11 protein-coding genes are annotated in these 18,862 nt (G+C 63.0%); 6 read left to right on the top strand and 5 right to left on the bottom strand.

The genetic code is table 11. The features are described 5' to 3' along the window. The 4 genes from NA637_RS20200 to NA637_RS20185 form a co-directional block, all read left to right on the top strand. On the top strand, positions 1 to 3,262 hold a 3,262-nt coding region (locus tag NA637_RS20200), incomplete at its 5' end, for a response regulator (RefSeq protein ID WP_256074348.1). Between the two features lies 1 nt (position 3,263). Then, positions 3,264 to 4,082 (top strand): CheR family methyltransferase, encoded by an 819-nt coding sequence (locus NA637_RS20195; RefSeq protein ID WP_256074347.1) that lies wholly within the window; start codon positions 3,264 to 3,266, stop codon positions 4,080 to 4,082. After that, entirely contained in the window at positions 4,079 to 4,681 is a 603-nt protein-coding gene (locus tag NA637_RS20190; protein WP_256074346.1) for a chemotaxis protein CheB, read from the top strand. Before NA637_RS20195 ends, NA637_RS20190 begins: the two co-directional genes overlap by 4 nt. Positions 4,682 to 4,684: 3 nt before the next feature. Then, positions 4,685 to 5,881 carry a hybrid sensor histidine kinase/response regulator gene (locus NA637_RS20185; protein WP_256074344.1) on the top strand — a complete coding sequence of 399 codons (1,197 nt, stop codon included), beginning with the start codon at positions 4,685 to 4,687 and terminating at the stop codon, positions 5,879 to 5,881. A gap of 349 nt (positions 5,882 to 6,230) precedes the next feature. On the opposite strand, the gene selO is transcribed toward NA637_RS20185, so the two are convergent. From selO to NA637_RS20160, 4 genes are all read right to left on the bottom strand, one after another. Then, the gene (gene selO / locus NA637_RS20175; RefSeq protein WP_256074343.1) at positions 6,231 to 7,691 is read right to left on the bottom strand and encodes a protein adenylyltransferase SelO; all 1,461 of its coding nucleotides are present in this window, start codon (positions 7,689 to 7,691) and stop codon (positions 6,231 to 6,233) included. An 81-nt stretch (positions 7,692 to 7,772) separates the two neighbouring features. Next, the gene (gene mscK, locus NA637_RS20170; RefSeq protein WP_256074342.1) at positions 7,773 to 11,087 is read right to left on the bottom strand and encodes a mechanosensitive channel MscK; all 3,315 of its coding nucleotides are present in this window, start codon (positions 11,085 to 11,087) and stop codon (positions 7,773 to 7,775) included. Between the two features lie 313 nt (positions 11,088 to 11,400). Continuing rightward, the gene (locus tag NA637_RS20165; RefSeq protein ID WP_256074340.1) at positions 11,401 to 13,146 is read right to left on the bottom strand and encodes a potassium/proton antiporter; all 1,746 of its coding nucleotides are present in this window, start codon (positions 13,144 to 13,146) and stop codon (positions 11,401 to 11,403) included. Between the two features lie 217 nt (positions 13,147 to 13,363). Then, positions 13,364 to 15,166 carry an acyl-CoA dehydrogenase gene (locus NA637_RS20160; RefSeq protein WP_256074339.1) on the bottom strand — a complete coding sequence of 601 codons (1,803 nt, stop codon included), beginning with the start codon at positions 15,164 to 15,166 and terminating at the stop codon, positions 13,364 to 13,366. Between the two features lie 425 nt (positions 15,167 to 15,591). Here NA637_RS20160 and fni point away from each other — a divergent pair, with 425 nt between their 5' ends. Then, positions 15,592 to 16,641, top strand: coding sequence for a type 2 isopentenyl-diphosphate Delta-isomerase (fni, locus tag NA637_RS20155; protein ID WP_256074338.1), 1,050 nt, complete (start codon positions 15,592 to 15,594; stop codon positions 16,639 to 16,641). A gap of 28 nt (positions 16,642 to 16,669) precedes the next feature. Here the strand turns inward: fni and NA637_RS20150 are convergent, their stop codons facing one another. Then, complete coding sequence (locus tag NA637_RS20150) at positions 16,670 to 17,713, bottom strand: NAD(P)H-dependent flavin oxidoreductase (RefSeq protein WP_256074334.1); 1,044 nt, start codon at positions 17,711 to 17,713, stop codon at positions 16,670 to 16,672. Positions 17,714 to 17,855: 142 nt separating this feature from the next. Here NA637_RS20150 and NA637_RS20145 point away from each other — a divergent pair, with 142 nt between their 5' ends. After that, on the top strand, positions 17,856 to 18,701 hold the full coding sequence (locus NA637_RS20145) for a 23S rRNA (adenine(2030)-N(6))-methyltransferase RlmJ (protein ID WP_256074333.1): 846 nt from the start codon (positions 17,856 to 17,858) through the stop codon (positions 18,699 to 18,701). The last annotated feature ends 161 nt before the right edge of the window (positions 18,702 to 18,862 follow it).

The raw sequence follows: 18,862 nt of genomic DNA, 5'->3' as shown, positions 1-18,862 counted from the left end.
TTTTCTCGAACCCTATCGAAACGAACTGCCGGTGTTCGAAAGCCAGTTCGACCTGATTACCGGGTACGCCGCCGATGATCCGGTACAGCTGAATCGGGTCGAGCGCCTTGGTCGGCTGCATGAGCAATGGGTGGCGTTTGCCGAGGAGGCGATCGCCCGCAGGGCTCGCAACGAATCCGTCGTTGAGTATGTGCGCAGCCGGGAAGGATTGAAGCTGAAGGAAGAACAGCGTCGGCTGCTCAACGACTTCATTGCCTACGAACGACAACTCCGAGCCGAACGTACCGATACGTCCGAAACGATCACCACCGCGTTGATCGGCGGCTTTCTGCTGTTCAGTCTGATCTTCAGTGGCCTGCTGGTCTATTTCGGGCGGCGTGACCTGATCAGTTTGTCGGACAGTTATTCGGAGTCGCTCCAACAGCAACAGGCGCACGCCGCCGCACTGGAAAAACAGGCCTGGTATCGAACCGGCCAGACCCAGCTCAGCGAGTCGCTGATCGGTGAGCAGGCCTTGCCGACGCTGGGCCAGAACGTGCTTGGTTTCCTGGCGCGCTACCTCGGCGTTGCGGTCGGGGCGCTGTATGTCACCCAGGAAGGCAAACTGCAGCGGGTCGCGGAATTCGGCTGGGATCGGGACCGGTTGCATGCCGGCCGCAATCTTGAGCTGGGCGAGGGATTGGTGGGCCAGGTGGCGTTGGAACGTCGCGTAATGCAGCTCGACCATGTGCCGCAGGGTTATCTGAACGTGAGTTCGGCGCTGGGCAGCGCCGCCGCCTCGTCCGTGCTGATCTTCCCGGTGGAAGACAGCGGCATGCTCAACGCCGTGCTGGAAGTCGGCTTCCTGCGACCCCTGCGTGACGAGGACAACGAGTTGCTGCGGCGGGTCAGCGACAATATCGGCTCGGCCATCGAGGCTGCGCGCTATCGCCAGCAGCTGCAGCGCATGCTTGCCGAAACCCAGCAGCTCAACGAGGAATTACAGGTCCAGCAAGAAGAGCTGCGCGCGGCCAATGAAGAGCTCGAGGCGCAATCCAACGCCTTGCGCGAGTCGCAGGCGCACATGGAAGAGCAGCAGGCCGAGCTGGAGCAGACCAACGAGCAGCTCGCCGAACAGACCCAGGCGCTGGCGCAGCAGCGCGACGAAATGGACCTGAAGAACCAGCGCCTGCATGAGGTGCAGTCGATGCTCGAAGAGCGCGCCGATGAGTTGCAGCGCGCCAGTCGTTACAAATCGGAATTCCTCGCCAACATGTCCCACGAGCTGCGCACGCCGCTGAACAGCTCGCTGATTCTGGCTAAATTGCTGGCCGACAATCCGCACGGCAATCTGCAGGAAGACCAGGTGCAGTTCGCGCACTCGATCTATTCGGCGGGCAATGATCTGCTCAATCTGATCAACGACATTCTGGATATCTCGAAGGTCGAAGCCGGCAAGCTGGATGTCCATCCCGAGCTGTTGATCCTCACGCGACTGGTCGATGGCCTGAAGAGCCTGTTTCTTGCCCAGGCGCTGGAAAAGTCGCTGCAGTTCAATGTCGAGTTGGCCGAGGACTTGCCGCCGAGCCTCTATACCGACCGCCAGCGGCTGGAGCAGATTCTCAAGAACCTTTTGTCCAATGCCTTCAAGTTCACCGAAAAGGGCTCGGTAGACCTTCGGGTCACGCGCCGTGACGACCAGCAGATCGCCTTTGCCGTGCGTGATTCCGGAATCGGTATCCCCGCCGACCAGCAGGACGTCATCTTCGAAGCCTTCCGTCAGGCCGATGGCACCACCAACCGGCGTTATGGCGGCACCGGGCTGGGCTTGTCCATCTCCCGCGAGCTGGCCCAGTTACTCGGTGGCAGCATTGAAGTCAGCAGCGAACCGGGGGCCGGCAGTGTCTTCACATTGATCGTTCCGGAGAACTACAGCGCCCCGGTGGCCGAGCAGCAACCCGAGTCCTTGCCCGAGCCGAAGTCGTTCGCTACCCCGGCCGCGCCGGCAGCGGTTGCGACGCCGATCGCCGCGGCGCCGCGACCGGTGCCGGAGCAGGGCATGGCGACGCTTACGGACGACCGCGAGCGCTTCCCGTTCGAGCGTTCGGTGCTGGTGATCGAAGACGAGCCGCAATTCGCCGGCATCCTTCGCGATCTGGCCCACGAACTGAAGTACAGCTGCCTGATCGCGCAGCACGCCGATCACGGTTTCGACACGGCTGTGCAGTACCGTCCCGATGCGATCCTGCTGGACATGCGGCTGCCGGACCATTCCGGTCTTACGGTGCTCGAACGGCTCAAGGAAAACCCCGTCACACGGCACATTCCGGTGCATATCGTGTCGGTGGAAGACCGCAAGGAAGCTGCGTTGCAGATGGGCGCCATCGGCTACGCCACCAAGCCGACGACCCGCGAGGACCTCAAGGCCGTGTTCGGCCTCTTCGAAGCCAAGCTGGAGCAGAAGGTCAAACGTATCCTGCTGGTCGAAGATGACGCGCGTCAGCGTGAAAGCGTGTCGCGGCTGATCGAGGACGTCGACATCGAGATCACCGCCGTGGCGTTCGGCGAGCAGGCCCTGGAGCTGCTGCGTTCCACTGTGTTCGACTGCATGATCATCGACCTCAAGCTACCGGACATGGACGGCCACGAGCTGCTCGAACGCATGGCGCGTGAAGACATCTGCTCCTTCCCGCCGGTCATCGTCTATACCGGACGCAACCTGACCCGCGACGAAGAGGGGGCGTTGCTGAAATACTCGCGCTCGATCATCATCAAGGGCGCACGGTCGCCGGAGCGCCTGCTCGACGAAGTCACCTTGTTCCTGCACAAGGTCGAATCCGACATGCCACCGGAGCGGCAGAAGATGCTCAAAAGCGTGCGCAGCCGAGAAAAGGCCTTCGAGGGCCGCAAGATCCTGGTGGTCGACGACGACGTGCGTAACGTTTTCGCCTTGACCAGCGCATTGGAGCAGAAGGGCGCGCTGATCGAGATCGCCCGCAACGGTCACCAGGCCATCGCTCAGTTGCAGCATGTCGGCGACATCGATCTGGTGCTGATGGACATCATGATGCCGGAAATGGACGGATTCGCCGCCATGCAGGAGATCCGCAAGGATCCGCGCTTCGCCAAACTGCCGATCATCGCAGTGACCGCCAAGGCGATGAAAGACGATCAGGATCGCTGCCTGCGCTCGGGTGCCAACGATTACCTGGCCAAGCCCATCGAGCTGGACCGTCTGTTCTCGCTGATCCGTGTCTGGCTGCCGAAAGTGGAGCTGCTGTGACATGCCGGACTGCAACCAGGCCATCGAGCTGAAGCTGCTGATCGAAGCGATCTACCTGCGCTACAGCTACGATTTTCGCGACTACTCCGGTGCTTCGCTCAAGCGCCGGGTGCTGCTGGCACTGAAGCAGATGCAGTGCGGGAACATCTCGGAGCTGCAGCGCCGGATTTTCTACGATCCGCAGGCGTTCATGGAGCTGCTGCAGTTTCTCACCATTCCGGTGAGCGAGATGTTCCGCGACCCCGGTTACTACCTGGCGTTGCGTGAGCAGGTGGTTCCGGTGCTGCGTACCTATCCGTCGCTGAAAGTCTGGATTGCCGGCTGCAGCACGGGCGAAGAGGTCTACTCGATGGCGATCCTGCTCAAGGAGGAGGGCTTGCTGGAACGCGCCATTCTCTACGCCACCGACATCAATCCACGCTCACTCGAACGTGCGCGCCGGGGCATCTTCGATATTGGCGACATGCAGCAGTACACGACCAACTACCAGCGCGCCGGTGGCAAGCACAGTCTCAGCGATTACTACACGGCCGCCTACGACTCGGCGATCATGGATAAGTCCTTGAAGGAGCAGATGACATTTGCCGACCACAGTCTGGCGACCGATAGCGTCTTTGCCGAGACCCAGTTGATTTCCTGCCGCAATGTGCTGATCTACTTCAACAAGCCGCTGCAGAACCGTGCCTTCGGCCTGTTCTACGACTCGCTCTGCCATCGCGGCTTTCTCGGCCTGGGTAGCAAGGAAACCGTCGAATTTTCCGGCTATGCCGACCGTTACGAGGCGTTCGACAAGCAGGAAAGGGTGTTCCGCAAACTATGACGCTCACTGCCGCCGACGCCTTTTCTCAACCGTTCGACCGACCCGTGGATGCCGTGGTAATCGGCGCGTCCGCCGGCGGACTGGCTGCGCTCAGCGCGTTGCTGACCGGGTTGCCTCGAACCTATCGCTTGCCGCTGCTGATGGTTCAGCACGTGCCGGCAACCGGGCCGACGCAGCTGGTAGAGATCTTCCAGCGCAAAACCGATCTGGCCGTAAAGGAAGCGGGCGACAAGGAGTCCGTTTGCGGCGGCACGCTCTACTTCGCAGCGCCGGGTTATCACCTGTTGGTCGAGGCGGACATGAGCCTGTCGCTTAGCCAGGATGATGCGCTGCACTTCTCCAGGCCCTCGATCGACGTGCTCTTCGAGTCGGCGGCCGATGCCTGGGGCGAGCGCGTGGCCGGTATCCTGCTGACAGGCGCCAACGAGGATGGAGCGGCCGGCCTCGAAGCGATCAAACGGGCCGGAGGCATTACTATCGTCCAGGATCCCGGCGAAGCCGAGGTTCGGACCATGCCGCTTGCAGCACTCCAGCGTTTTGCGCCGGATTACATTTTGCCTTTGTGCGGTATCCATCGATTGTTGCGTGAACTGGAGTGACCCATGCCCGACCACCCCGATGAAGCGAATCTGCTGATCGTCGATGATCTGCCGGAGAACCTGCTGGCGCTGGCTGCCATTCTCAAGGCGCCGGGCATCCACGTGCATCAGGCCGAATCGGCGGAGCAGGCGCTCGAGCTATTGCTGCAGCATGAGTTCGCCCTGGCCATCCTCGACGTGCAGATGCCCGGCATGGACGGTTTTCAACTGGCCGAGCTGATGCGCGGCACCGAGCGTACCAAGCAGATTCCCATCGTCTTCGTCAGCGCCGCCGGGCGCGAATTGGACTATGCCTTCAAGGGCTACGAGAGCGGCGCGGTGGACTTCATGCACAAGCCGCTGGACACCCACGCCGTGCGCAGCAAGGTCAGTATCTTCGTCGATCTCTACCGCAACCGTAAGCGCATGGCGCGCCAGCTGGAGGCTCTGGAGGCCAGCCGCCGCGAGCAGGAGGCGCTGCTCGACGAAATGCGCGCGATCAAAGCCGAGCTCGAAGCTGCGGTACGCATGCGTGACGACTTCATGTCGGTCGTCTCCCATGAACTGAAAACGCCACTCAACACCCTCATTCTCGAAGTGCAGTTGCGCAAGCTGCAGCTTGGCCGCAAGAACCTTGCTGCATTCAGCGAGGACAAGCTGCAACAGATGGTCGACAAGGATGAACGGCAGGTGCAAAGCCTGATCCGCCTGATCGATGACATGCTCGATGTCTCGCGGATCCGTACCGGCAAACTGTCGATCCGGCCGACGCAGGTGGATCTGGGAAAGCTCGTAGCCAGCGTGGTGGAGAATTTCGCCCCGCAGATGGAAGCCAGTGGTTGCGCGCTGCTGTTCCAGCGCCCGGAGCCGGTGATCGGCCTTTGGGACGAGTTTCGTATCGAGCAGGTGTTGGCGAACCTGTTGACCAATGCCATGCGTTACGGCGCCGGCCAACCGGTGCAGGTGAACGTCAACGCTACCGCAGCGGGCGCCTGCATCGAGGTGCGCGATCACGGCATCGGTATCAGCCAGAAGAGTCTGGAGCGAATCTTCTGTCAGTTCGAGCGAGCTGAAGGTAGCGAGAGTAGCGCCGGGCTCGGGCTCGGGTTGTTCATCGCCGAGCAGATCATCAAGGCGCACAGCGGACTCATTCAGGTCGAGAGCGAAGAGGGAAAGGGCGCGCTGTTCCGTGTTCTGCTGCCGCTGCACGCCGGAGCCTGATGGGCTCGACCACAGGGTCGAGCTTTTCTGCCGTGCGGGCCACCAGCGGCGTCAGGCTGAAGGCCAGGTAGCCTTCCATCGCCAGCCTGGCGAAGGCGTACTCGGCCATCAGCTCGGCGTCCTTGTGCAGAAAGGATTCGCCGTCCACCCAGCCGATCCTGGCCATTTCGTGCGACCAAGGACTGGCGCAATCAGCATCGATCAAGGTTTCGCCCAGGTCACCGTGCGGTTTATGGCGTCGCGCCGATCTGCCGGCTGCTGCCGCTCGCTCCATCGATCTGCTACGCGCATGCAGGTTGCCAGAGCCAAGGCTTGTCGCCCCGAGGCAAAGCCTGCGCAGCACCATGGCTCAGGACGAGCAGCTGATTTCCAGGTGTTTGCCCCATTCCGGCGGGCGCTCGGCGTAGTGCTCCATGCCTGGCTGCTCGTCGAAGGGGCGGCTGAGCACCGCATGCAGTTCGCGCAGCGGGCCGTAGTCGCCCGCCTCGGCGGCCTCGATTGCCTTTTGTGCCAGGTAGTTGCGCAAAATGTACTTCGGGTTGGCTGCCTGCATGCGGGTCCGGCGCGCCTGGTGATCGAGGTTTTCACGCTCGGAGCGCTGGCGGTAGGTCGCGGCCCATTCATCGAAGGCGTTGATGTCGAGGAAATCTTCACGCAGCCGAGCCAGCGCCCTCTCTGCCGGGCTGTCGCCGAGTTCGCGGAAGAAGCGCGTGTAGTCGATGGCGCTGCTCTGCATCAGCTGTAGCAAGCGCTGGATCAACTGTTTGTCGCTGTCTTCGGCGGTCCGCCAGCCGAGCCGTTTGCGCATCAGATCGAGCCACGCCGCTTCGTAGATCGGCAGGAACAGGTCCATGGTCGCGCGCAGTTGTTCAATGGCGATGAAGGGCGTCAGTGCCTGCGCCAGCGCGGCGAGGTTCCAGTGCGCAATCGGCACCTGGTTCTCGTAGGAATAGCGGCCGGCATGGTCGGAGTGGTTGCAGACGAAGCGCGCATCGAAGTCGTCGAGAAAGGCGTAAGGTCCGAAGTCGAAGGTGATGCCCAGAATGGACATGTTGTCGGTGTTCATCACGCCGTGGCAGAAGCCGTACGCCTGCCATTTGGCGACCATCTCGGCGGTGCGCTCCAGCACTTCACGGAAGAAGCAGTGGTAGGGCTCCGGATGCTCCAGGCACTCGGAAAAGTGGCTTTTGACCACATGATCGAGCAGCTTCTTCAGTTCGTCGTGCTGCTTGGTGTAGTAGAAGAACTCGAAATGGCCGAAGCGGACGTGGCTGGGCGCGAGGCGCATCAACATTGCGCCGCGCTCCTGGCGTTCACGGTAGACCGGCGTCTCCGAACCGGTCACGCAGAGCGCGCGGGAGCTGGGAATACCCAGCGCGTGCAGGTGCTCGCTGGCAAGAAACTCGCGGATCGATGAACGCAGCACGGCACGGCCGTCACCCATGCGCGAATAGGGCGTCATGCCGGCGCCTTTGAGGTGCAGATCCCAATGCTCGCCCGCGTCGTTGACCACCTCACCGAGCAGCAGACCACGGCCATCGCCCAACTGCGGGTTGTAGCTGCCGAACTGGTGGCCGGAATAGACCATCGCCCGTGGTTCCGCCGTGCTCCAGAGCTTGTGGCCGGCGCACAGATCAGTGAACAGCGGATCGTCCTTGGTCGCCGGGTCGAGATCGAGCAAGGCCATGGCGGCTTCGCTGGCCACTACCAGGTGCGGATTTTCGAGCGGCTGGGGCATGACTTCGGTGGAAAAAACCTCGCCCAGCTGGGCGAAGCGGTTGTCGAAATTCAGCTCGGTAAGCGTCTTCACGGGGGCTCCGGCACCTTACGGTTCGGCGCCCTGTGCGGGCGCGCTTTGTGTTTGGAGGCCGGGACAGCAGGTGACGTTCCCTCAGGCCTGACGGTCGGCGGGCGGCGCAGTGCCCTGGTTATCGGGTTGAGCGAGCCGTGGCGCGGCTCCCAGGTGCAGCTGTTTGCCGTCGAAGTTTTTCAGGAACACATCGACCTGGCGGAAGGCGATCGAAATGCCGGCCTTGGCGAACTGGCGGTCGATGGCCCGGTTGATCTCATCGGTGGCGGGGTTGCGGTCGCCGAGGTCGCGTACGTGGATGCGCAACTCGTGGTCGAGCGTACTCTCGCCAAAGTTCAGGAAGAATACCAGCGGCTCCGGCTCCTTCAATACCCGCGGGTTTTCATTCGCGGTCTTGTAGAGCAGTTTCTTCACCAGATCCAGATCGGATCCATAGGCGACGCCAACCTTGATCGTCACGCGGGTGATGGTGTCGCTCAGGGACCAGTTGACCAGTTGGCTGGTGATGAAGGTCTTGTTCGGGACGATGATGTCTTTGCGGTCGAAGTCGGTAATGGTGGTGGCACGGATGCGAATCCGGCTGACCGTGCCCGAGAGATTGCCGATGGTCACCACATCGCCAATCCGCACCGGACGCTCGAAGAGGATGATCAAGCCGGAAATGAAGTTGGCGAAGATTTCCTGCATGCCGAAGCCGAGTCCCACCGACAGCGCGGCGACCAGCCACTGCAGCTTGTCCCAGCTGACCCCGAGCGTCGACAGGGTGGAGACGAAGCCGATGCCGGCCAGCAGATACGACAGCAGCGTCGTGGTGGCATAGGCGCTGCCCTGCGCCAGGTGCAATTTCGACAGTACCAGCACCTCCAGCAGACCCGGCAGGTTGCGCGCCACGGCCACGGTGATGGCGACGATCAGCAGCGCGCCAAGCAGGTTGTTCAGGGTGATCGCACTGGTCGCGGCGCTATCGCCGGTGCCGCTGGTGTATTCGTACAGCACCACGTTATCCAGATAGGACACCACGCTGATCAGGTCGGACCAGACCCAATAGAGCACCGCGAAGAACAGGCCGAACATGGCCAGACGCGTCAATCGCAGCGACTGCTGGTTGACCTGTTCAATGTTCAATCCGGCCTCGCCGCTGGACTCGCTGGTGTCCGTCCCGTCCTCCACCTGGGCTTCGCGCTTGGCCAGTGCGCGTTGGTAGGCCAGGCGTCTGGCGGCGACGGTCAGGCCACGGATGAGCGTGGCCTCGAGGACGATCCAGGCGAGCAGCAGGTACAGGGTATCGATCAGTCGGCCGGTCAGCTTCAGCGCCGTGTAGTAATAGCCGAAGCCCACGGCGACGATCAGCGCCAGCGGCAGAATGCTGAACAGCAAGCCGATGAAGCGCCTGACCGGTGGCGCGTGCTGGCTCGACGGCCCCTTGAGCAACAGGCGGGTCAGGCGCCAGCTCATCAGCGCGTAGCAGGTAAGGACCACGACGATGCCGATGACGTCATCGACCAGGCCACCCGGCTGCTGCTCCGCGATGGCCACCACCGCGACCAGCGCCATCACCACCAGGCCCAGCCGGCGGATTTCATTGCGCAGGAAGACCACCTGTGGGCGGAACCAGCCAAAATGAGTCTCGGCCACGCGGTTCGGCGAGAGCATGCGATAGGCGCTATAGAACACCAGCCAGGCCTGCGCCATCTGGTAGAGCGCGGCACCCAGACTGATGTTCTGCCCGCGGCCGTCCATTTGCAGCAGATAACCGCAAAGCGCCAGAAACAGCGTGCCCGGCAATGCCAGCAACAGGCTCAGCAATAGCGCCAGCGGCGTATGCAGCTGGCTGTCGTTGCGGAAGTGACCGATGTCGTTGCTGAGCGCATCGAGCTTGGTGTTGATCGCATTGCGGCGCCAAAGCAGCAATCCGATCAGCAACAGCAGCGGCACGAAGAACAGCGGGCGCTCCGCCAAGCCGGCGCCGAGGGCTTCGAACACGGAACTCCAGGGCATCGCGCGCAGTTGCCGATCCAGCAATGTCGGCACGCTCCTGAACCAGTCCAGGTCGAGCGGTTTGTTGCTCGGAATCCAGAACATCTGCTCGTCCAGCGTTTCGCGCAGGACGGCAGCCTTGGTTTGCAGCTGGCGCTGGTTCAGCTGCAGGGTGATCGACTCGCTGAGCAGCGCGTTGAGTTCGTGGTTGAGTCGGTCGAGCAACTCGCTGCGGGTGCGTAACAGCTCCAGCAATGCACGGCGCAGCTCCGGCGTGACTTCATTCGGCGGTAGCTTGGCGAGCTGCTGGTCGACATAGTCTTCGACGTTGCCACTGACTTCGCGCCGCTGATTCAGCTCGAACTGGTAGAGACGGATGTCGGCGATTTCATCGGCCAGGTTCTTGTCCAGCGTCAGCCTCGGGAGTGCCTGCTTTTGTTGATAGAGCACCCGTGACAGCAGCAGGCTGCCCTCGAGCACCGCAATCTGCTCTTCGAGCGCCTGGTCGGCCTGATTCAGCGTGTCGAGCTGCTGGCGCGTCTGCAGATTTTCCTGGGTCAGGGCGTTGAGGCGCTCGGTGGCGCGCAGCAAATAACCAGAAAGTTTTCGGTTCTCGGCGCTTTCGGTGGGGAGCAGCTTGTCGGAGCCAGCTCTCTCGGCCTTCAGTGAGAATTCGGCAACGGTCTGTTCCGACTCTTCCCGGCGCTTGTTGTTGATCGCCGTCTGCAGCGCCATGGTTTCCTGCTCGGCGCGGGCGATGCGCTCGGACAGCAGATCGCGCCGTGCCATGCCGAGATCCTGCAGCAGGCTGTTACCGGCCAGCTCGTTGCGGCGTAACTCGATCTGCGCCTTGAGCGCTGCCCTCTCGGTGCCGAGCAGTGCGCGGCGCTCGTCGCTCAGCGGCTTGCCGCCTTCGCGACCGGTCTTGAGCAGGTTGTCGATGGCGTCGATACGCGTCTGCTGCTTGCTGATGTCGGCCTGCGCGCGTTCCGGACGGGTCTGCGCGCTGATGATCATGCTGTTGGCGGCGCTCAGCGCCGTTTGCCAGGTCGAGAGCTCCTCGATGCGTTCGGCCAGTCGCTGTTCCAGTTCGGGGACCTTCAACTTGGCCAGTTTCGCGGGTAGCTCGCTGGTGTCGCTGCCCTTGAGCTTGCTCAGTTCCCGCTGCGACTCGGCGATCTCCCTGGTTGCCCCGGCGAGTTCGGCCTTGAGTTCGGTCAGCCGCCGCTGGGCCGTTGCGGTTTGGTCCGCGAAGCGCTGGGCACCTTCATCGATGCTCGGCTGGGCGTCTTTCGGCGCCTCTGCTTCGGCCGCCTGGCTGCCGGGCAGACCGGGCACGGCGGGTGCGGCTTGAACGAGGACGGAAGACGGGGCGATGACGAACAGTGTGGTCAGCAGCAGGGTGCGGAAGAAGGCCATGGGTCCGATCGGAATACAAGATGAGTGCGGAGTCTAACAGGCCGTTGAAAACGTTGGCGAGGCAGGCAAGACAAGGCAAGAAGGGCCGCGGAAGCGGACCGGGATCGCGATCGACCGGGCTCGCGATCGACCGGGCTCGCGATCGAGTTTACTGTTGTAAATGAGCATTGGGACCGGGCTGGCGAGCCAGGACTTTTCTACGCAGGATTGCCAACGCAGATAGTTTTTCAACAGCCTGCTAAGGGCTACGGATGGCCGAGGCGCGTCCATCGATCGGAACGCTCGCGCCGCGCACAGACGGCGCTGTATCTTATCAGAAGTGCAAACCGGGGCCAGGCGTATCGCCTTCCGGGAATTTCAGACCGACCTTGCGCACTTCTCCGTGTTCCATCGCCGCGATGGTCCAGATCAGGCCGTTCCACTCGACCTGATCGCCAACGACCGGCTTGCCGCCGACGCGTTCGGCCACGAAGCCGCCGATCTGCTGACTGCCCTCGACTTCGCCCAGTTTCAGGCCATACAGGGCCGCAAGGGCACTCATCTCGGCCTCGGCTTCAAGGATGAAGTCGCCGAAGAAGCGCATGTCGCGGCCGCGTTGCGGGGCTTCGCTGAACAGCTTGCCAAGCGCTGGCAGATCCTCCTCGTGACCGATCACGCAGAGAATGTCGTCGACCTGCAAACGCGTGCTACCGGAGGGGTGCAGCAGTGCCTTGCCGCGGAACAGCGCGGCGATGCGGGTGCCGGTCGGCATTTTCAACTCGCGCAGCGCAGCGCCAATGCACCATTTCTTGGCGGTCAGGCGATAGATGAACAGTTCCCACTGGCTGGTGGTGTGAATCTGCAACCCGGCGCGGGAGATCGGCAGCGGCGAGGGCGGCACCTCGACCTTGGCCTTCTTCGCCGCCCAGGTCAGCGTGGCGCCTTGCAGGAGCAGCGAAACCAGCACGATGAAGAACGCCACGTTGAAAAACAGCTGGGCGTTTTCCAACCCGGCCATCAGCGGAAACACCGCGAGAATCACCGGCACCGCGCCGCGCAGCCCGATCCAGGAAATGAACAGGCGCTCGCGCAGGTGAAAGCTGCGAAACGGTGCCAGCCCGATGAACACTGCCAGCGGGCGGGCGAAGAGGATCATCCACAGCGAAAGGGCCAGCGCCGGCAGGGCGATCGGCAACAGCTGGCTGGGCGTGAGCAGCAGGCCGAGCACCAGGAACATGCCGATCTGGCTGAGCCAGGCGAGGCCGTCGAACATGTGCAGGATGCCATGACGATTGCGGATGGGCCGGTTGCCCAGCAGCAGGCCACAGACGTAGACCGCCAGAATGCCACTGCCGCCGATGGCGCCGGACAGCGCGTAAATCATGATGCCGCCAGCGACGGCCAGCAACGGGTAGAGCCCGTCCGCGACCGAAAGGCGGTTGATCAGCTGCAGCAGCAGCCAGCCGCCAGAAAGGCCGAGCAGGGTACCGATACCGAACTGCTGCAACAGGCTGATGAAGAAGCCCCAGCCGAACCCGGTCTGGCCGGAGGCGAGCATGTCGATCAGCGCGACGGTGAGAAACATCGCCATCGGGTCGTTGCTACCCGACTCGATTTCCAATGTAGAGCCGACCCGTTCGTTGAGCCCCTTGCCGTTCAGCAGGTTGAACACCACGGCGGCATCCGTCGAGCCGACGATGGCGCCGATCAGCAGCCCCTGCATCATGGGCAACTCAAATAGCCAGGCTGCAGCCAGGCCGGTCAGGCCGGACGTGACGACCACCCCGGCGGTTGCCAGCGAAAATGCCGGCCAGAGTGCGACGCGGAAGGTGGCGGCGCGGGTGCGCATGCCGCCATCGAGCAGGATGATCGCCAGGGCCAGGTTGCTGATCAGGAAGGCCAGCGAGTAGTCATCGAAGACGATGCCGCCGATACCGTCGACGCCCGCGAGCATGCCGACCGCGAGAAAGATGACGAGGATCGGCACGCCGAGACGTGTCGACAGCGAGCTCATCAGGATGCTCGCCGCAACCAACAGGGCACCGACAAAGAACAGTTGGTTGATGTTGCCGATATCCAAACGCGCTGTTCTCCGAAGGTGAGTGCTGCTGGCAAGCATGCAGGCTGCATGCCAGCGATTCTAACCCGCGGTTTTGACAATCTGACAAAAAGGCGTCGGGATGCTTCGATTCGGCAGGACCCGCCCTTGAGGCTTGAAGCTTGAAGCTTGAAGCTTGAGGCTTGAGGCTTGAGGCTTGAGGCTTATAGCTTATAGCTTATAGCTTCCGGCCTGTACGCTAAAACCAGCCCTCCTGCATCCCCAGGCAGGTGTCGTCACGACCGGCCAGCAGATTCAGTTCGTGATGGCAGCTTGGCACTTCCCAGGTCAGGAAGTAGCGTGCGGCTTGCAACTTGCCGCGATAGAAGTCGACGTCCGCCTCGTTGCCCTTCGCCAGCCCCTGTTCGGCGCGAATCGCCTGCTCCAGCCAGCGCCAGCCGATCACGGCGTGACCGAATACCTTGAGGTACAGGGCCGAGTTGGCCAGAGCCTGGTTGATCTTGCCAGCCATCAGGTCGCCGAGCAGCGCCTGGGTGACCTCGGTCAGGCGTGCCAGGAGCTGCTCCAGCGGCTGACGCAGCGCATCCAGCGAGCTGAACTCGCCCGCGCGCTTGCAGCTACCCTGGATCAGACCGAGCAACTGGCGCAGCCCGGCGCCACCGTTCTGTGTCAGCTTGCGTGCCAGCAGGTCGAGTGACTGGATGCCATGGGTGCCTTCATGAATCGGGTTCAAGCGGTTGTCGCGGTAGTACTGCTCGACCGGGTACTCGCGGGTATAGCCATGGCCACCGAGGATCTGAATCGCCATCTCGTTGGCCTTAAGGCAGAACTCCGAAGGCCAGGATTTGACGATCGGGGTGAGCAGGTCCAGCAGCTCGTGGGCGCTCTTGCGCTCTTCCTCGGTCCCTGCGGTCTGCTCTTCGTCAACGATGCGTGCGGCATAGAGGCCGAGATCGAAGGCGCCTTCGACGTAGGCTTTCTGCATCAGCAGCATGCGTTTGACGTCGGTGTGCTGGATGATCGGGACCTGCGGTGATGCCGGGTTCTTGCCGTCCGGCAGACGGCCTTGTGGCCGTTCCCGCGCGTAGTTGAGCGAGTACAGGTAGCCGGCGTAACCAAGCATGATCGCGCCCATGCCAACGCCGATGCGTGCATCGTTCATCATCTGGAACATGTACGACAGGCCCTTGTGCGGCTCGCCCACCAGATAGCCGACACACTCGCCGTTGTCGCCGAAGTTCAGCGCCGTGGAGGTGGTGCCGCGCCAGCCCATCTTGTGGAACAGCCCGGCCAGGATCACGTCGTTGCGCTTGCCGAGGCTGCCGTCAGCGTTGACCAGAAACTTGGGTACGATGAACAGGCTGATGCCTTTTACGCCGGGCGGGGCGTCCGGCAGCTTGGCCAGGACCATGTGCACGATGTTTTCCGACAGCGGATGATCACCACCGGAGATGAAGATCTTGTTGCCCTTCAGGCGGTAGGTACCGTCACTGGCCGGCTCGGCACGGGTGCGCAGGTCGGACAGGGAAGAGCCGGCGTGCGGCTCGGTCAGCGCCATGGTGCCGAAGCAGCGGCCTTCAAGCATGGGCTGGAGAAAGCGCCGCTTCTGTTCATCACTGCCGAACACCTCGATCAGGTGCGACGCGCCCATGGTCAGCATCGGGTATGACGAGGTGCCGATGTTGGCCGACTGGAAGTGCGCGAAACAGGCCCGCGAAAGCAGATTCGGCAGTTGCATGCCGCCATCGTCGAAGCTGCGCGAGGCGTTGTGAAAGCCGGCCTCGATGAAGGCATCGATCGCAGGCTTCACTTCCGGAATCAGCACCGCTTCGCCGTCCTGGTAGATCGGTTCGTTCTCGTCTGCCTTGCGGTTGTGCGGGGCGAAGAGGTTCTCGGCAATGCTGCGGGCGGTGTCGATGGCCGCGTTGAAGGTTTCGCGGCTGTGGTCGGCAAAGCGTTCGCGCTGGGTCAAGCCTTCGGCGTCGAGTACTTCGTAGAGTTCGAAGGCCAGGTTACGCGGGCAGAGCAGAGTCTCGGGCATGGAAAAATCCTCCGTTTGCATGCACTCGAGTCTAAGGGGCCGGCGAGACGGCTGCCTAGCACCATACATTCGAGTGATGGATCGACACAGCGCTGCGTCCAGACCTTGCCAGGTGCCGTTCCGTGTGGCGGGTGCCGGTCTGTTCGAGAAGTATCCCGCCCCGGCGTGGGTTCTGTTACCGATAGCGGGCGGACACCAGATGGCCCGACCGGCTGCGCATCAATAGCCGGCGTGAATAGCCGGCGTGCCATTTTTTGAGCGAAAAGGACGTCCCAGGCCGGGCTCGTATTATCCTGACTGGAATCGCGCGGATCGGTGGAGGTCCGCGGTTCGTGCGCAAGCTTGGGCACTCCGTGACGAACGGCTCAGACGCACTTTCGCTGAGCAGATCCGTCAACAAGAAGAGCATCCGAACGAGGCGCTGCATGAGCAACGATCCACTCGCAGATCGCAAGAACGATCATCTGGACATCGTATTGGACTCGCGTCGCGCCGGCGCGCGCATTGATCCCGGTTTCGCGGCGCTGACCTTCGAGCATTGCGCGCTGCCGGAGTTGCGGCTCGACGAGGTCAATCTCCAGAGCCGTTTGTTTGGCCGAACGCTCACGGCGCCGTTGCTGATCAGCTCGATGACCGGCGGTGCAGCACGGGCCGCGCAGATCAACCGCCACCTGGCCGAAGCCGCCGAGATACTGGGGATCGCCCTGGCGGTGGGCTCGCAGCGTATCGCGCTGGAAACTGGCGCCGATCAGGGGCTCAGCCGGCAGTTGCGGCAGTTGGCCCCGAACATTCCGCTGTTGGCCAACTTCGGCGCCGCGCAACTGGCGAGCGGCTATGGCCTGGACGAGGCGCGGCGAGCGGTCGAAATGATCGAGGCCGACGCGCTGATCATTCATCTCAACCCCTTGCAAGAAGCCGTGCAGACGGGCGGCGATCGCGACTGGCGCGGCGTGTTGAGCGCGATCGAGACGCTGGCGTCGCGCTTGCCGGTGCCGCTGGTGGCCAAGGAAGTGGGGGCGGGGATTTCCGCGGGCGTGGCGCGGCGGCTGCTCGATGCGGGCGTTTCAGTGATCGATGTGGCGGGTGCTGGCGGCACCAGTTGGGCGGCCGTCGAAGCTGAGCGTGCCAGCGACCCGCAGCAGCACGCCATCGCGAAGGCGTTCGTGGGTTGGGGCATTCCCACCGCGCAGGCCATCGCGCAGGTGCGTCGGGCCTGTCCGGATGCCCAGCTGATCGCCTCCGGCGGTATTCGCGACGGCATCGACGCGGCGAAGGCGATACGGCTGGGAGCCAATATCGTCGGTCAGGCGGCTGCGGTGCTCAGCGCCGCACTGGCCGGACCGCAGCCGGTGATCGAACATTTCCAGGTGCTGATCCAGCAGCTGCGCATCGCCTGTTTCTGCACGGGTTCGGCCGATCTGGCCGCCCTTGCGCGAGCGCCGCTGCTGCTGCCGCTCGATCCCTTCGCATCCTGAGGGGCAATCGGTGCCGCCGGCGCTCGGCTTAAAGATGCCAACCGGCCGCCAGCGTCTCGGTCAATTGCGCTGCCGGAACGGCACGACAACCGCTGACATTCTGCCCGGCCCAGAGCGGCGAGAAATCATCGAGCCCCAAAGATTCGGCCTTGGTTCGTAGCGCCCCGATCGCATTACCGGCCAACGGAAATGTCGGAACCGCAGCGGGACGAGGTCCGATCTCGCGGATCAGACGGTTGATCATGCCGCGGGCGGGGCGGCCAGAGAACAAGGTGGTCAATACAGTGTGCTCGGCGGAGGGGCTCTGCAAGGCTTGGCGGTGCAGCTGGCTGGTGCGGCTTTCATCGCAAAGCAGATAAGCGGTGCCGACCTGCACCCCCGCTGCGCCCAGCGCCTGCGCGGCGGATACACAGCGGGCATCGGCAATCCCGCCGGCGGCGATCACGGGCACCTCCAGTGCGGCAACCAACTGCGGCAGCAAGGCAAAGGTGCCGACCTGATCGTCGATGTCGGTGCTGAGGAACATGCCGCGATGGCCCCCGGCTTCGACGCCCTGGGCAATCACCGCGTCGACACCTTGCGCCTGCAGCCAGCGGCCTTCTTCCAGCGTCGTGGCGCTGGAGAGGATTTTCGCGCCGCTCCCTTTGACTCGCTTCAGCAGGTCCCGCGCAGGCAGGCCGAAATGAAAGCTGACAACCGGTGGACGGTGCCGCTCCAGCACTTCGGCCATCGCGGCGTCGAAAGGCTGACGGGTTGCGCCGCCGGGAATGCTCGCCGGGTCGATCGCGAGTTCTTTCAGAAAGGGCGCCAGCAAGGCCAGCCAGGCTTCAGTACGCGCGGCGTCCTCGGCAGGTGTCTGATGGCAGAAGAAATTGACGTTGTAAGGCTTGCGCGTCAGCGCGGCCATGGCGGTCAGCTCGGCGTCCAGGCTCTCGGGGCTGAGCATTCCGGCGGGGATCGAGCCCAGTCCGCCGGCTTCGGAAGCTGCGGCGGCGAGACGATGGTTCTGTGAGCCGGCCATCGGCGCCTGGATGATCGGCAGGGTGATCTGCAAGAGGTCGCGAATGTCCATCGGAGCGTCCTGGTTGGATAGCGATGGGTCACTGTAGCAGCCGTCTGTCGAGATTTCGTACCCATGGTCAATGGGTGTTTCGTCCAGGCTCTGCGAATCGCGGTTCGGCGCAGTTAGACTGTGCGCTCTTCAGGAGTGCCCGATGAATTACCGCCACGCTTTTCATGCCGGCAATCACGCCGACGTCTTCAAACACCTCGTCTTGTCCCGTCTGTTTGCCATGCTGGCGCGCAAGGAAACGCCGTTCGCCTACCTCGACAGCCATGCCGGCGTCGGCCTGTATGACCTGGCCGGCGACCAGGCCAGCCGCACCGGCGAATGGCTGCAGGGCATCGCCCGGCTGTGGCAGGCAGAGGATGTGCCGGCAGTGGCAGAGAACTATCTGAACGTGATCCGTGAGCTCAATCCGGACGGCCAGCTGCGTTACTACCCCGGCTCGCCGGAGCTGGCGCGCCAGCTGACGCGCCCGCAGGATCGCCTGCAACTCAACGAAAAGCACCCTGAGGACGGCCGCCTGCTGAAGGACAACATGTCCGGTGACCACCGTGTTGCGGTGCATCTGGGCGAGGGCTGGCATGTACCGCGGGCCTTGATGCCGACCCAGGAAAAGCGCGTGGTGCTGTTGATCGATCCGCCATTCGAAAAGGCCGACGAGCTGAGCCGTTGCGTCCAGGCGCTGTGCGAGGCGCTGGGACGCATGCGCCAGACCATCGGGGTGGTCTGGTATCCGATCAAGGATGAGCGGCAGCTCAAGCGCTTCTATCAGGACCTGTCGCGCAGCGGTGCGCCAAAGCTGCTGCGGGCCGAGCTGTTCGTCCATCCGACTGATGACGCCCTGCGACTCAACGGCTCGGGCCTGGCGATCAGCAACCCGCCGTGGGGGCTGGAGGAAGAGCTGCGCGAATTGTTGCCCTGGCTGGCCAAGCTGCTCGGGCAGAGCGAAAGCGGCTGGCGGCTGGACTGGCTGATCGGAGAAAAGCAGCTGTAAGCGACAGGCCACAAGCTTCAAATTAGCGGCGCAAGAGCTTGACAGCCTTTCGGCGCCCGCCGCCACACTGATTGGCTTCCAGCTTCCAGCTTCCAGCTTCCAGCTTCCAGCTTCCAGCTTCCAGCTTCCAGCTTCCAGCTTCCAGCTTCCAGCTTCCAGCT

Origin of the sequence: Stutzerimonas stutzeri (assembly GCF_024448935.1) — a bacterium.
Lineage (GTDB): Bacteria > Pseudomonadota > Gammaproteobacteria > Pseudomonadales > Pseudomonadaceae > Stutzerimonas > Stutzerimonas stutzeri_AO.
The sequence above is the reverse complement of the archived record's forward strand: the minus strand, read 5'-3'. Positions and strand labels throughout refer to the sequence as shown.

Coding starts and splice junctions, on each gene's coding strand:
- NA637_RS20195 (WP_256074347.1), top strand. CDS start 3,264: ATGCCGGACTGCAACCAGGCCATCGAGCTGAAGCTGCTGATCGAAGCG.
- NA637_RS20190 (WP_256074346.1), top strand. CDS start 4,079: ATGACGCTCACTGCCGCCGACGCCTTTTCTCAACCGTTCGACCGACCC.
- NA637_RS20185 (WP_256074344.1), top strand. CDS start 4,685: ATGCCCGACCACCCCGATGAAGCGAATCTGCTGATCGTCGATGATCTG.
- mscK (WP_256074342.1), bottom strand. CDS start 11,087: ATGGCCTTCTTCCGCACCCTGCTGCTGACCACACTGTTCGTCATCGCC.
- NA637_RS20160 (WP_256074339.1), bottom strand. CDS start 15,166: ATGCCCGAGACTCTGCTCTGCCCGCGTAACCTGGCCTTCGAACTCTAC.
- fni (WP_256074338.1), top strand. CDS start 15,592: ATGAGCAACGATCCACTCGCAGATCGCAAGAACGATCATCTGGACATC.
- NA637_RS20150 (WP_256074334.1), bottom strand. CDS start 17,713: ATGGACATTCGCGACCTCTTGCAGATCACCCTGCCGATCATCCAGGCG.
- NA637_RS20145 (WP_256074333.1), top strand. CDS start 17,856: ATGAATTACCGCCACGCTTTTCATGCCGGCAATCACGCCGACGTCTTC.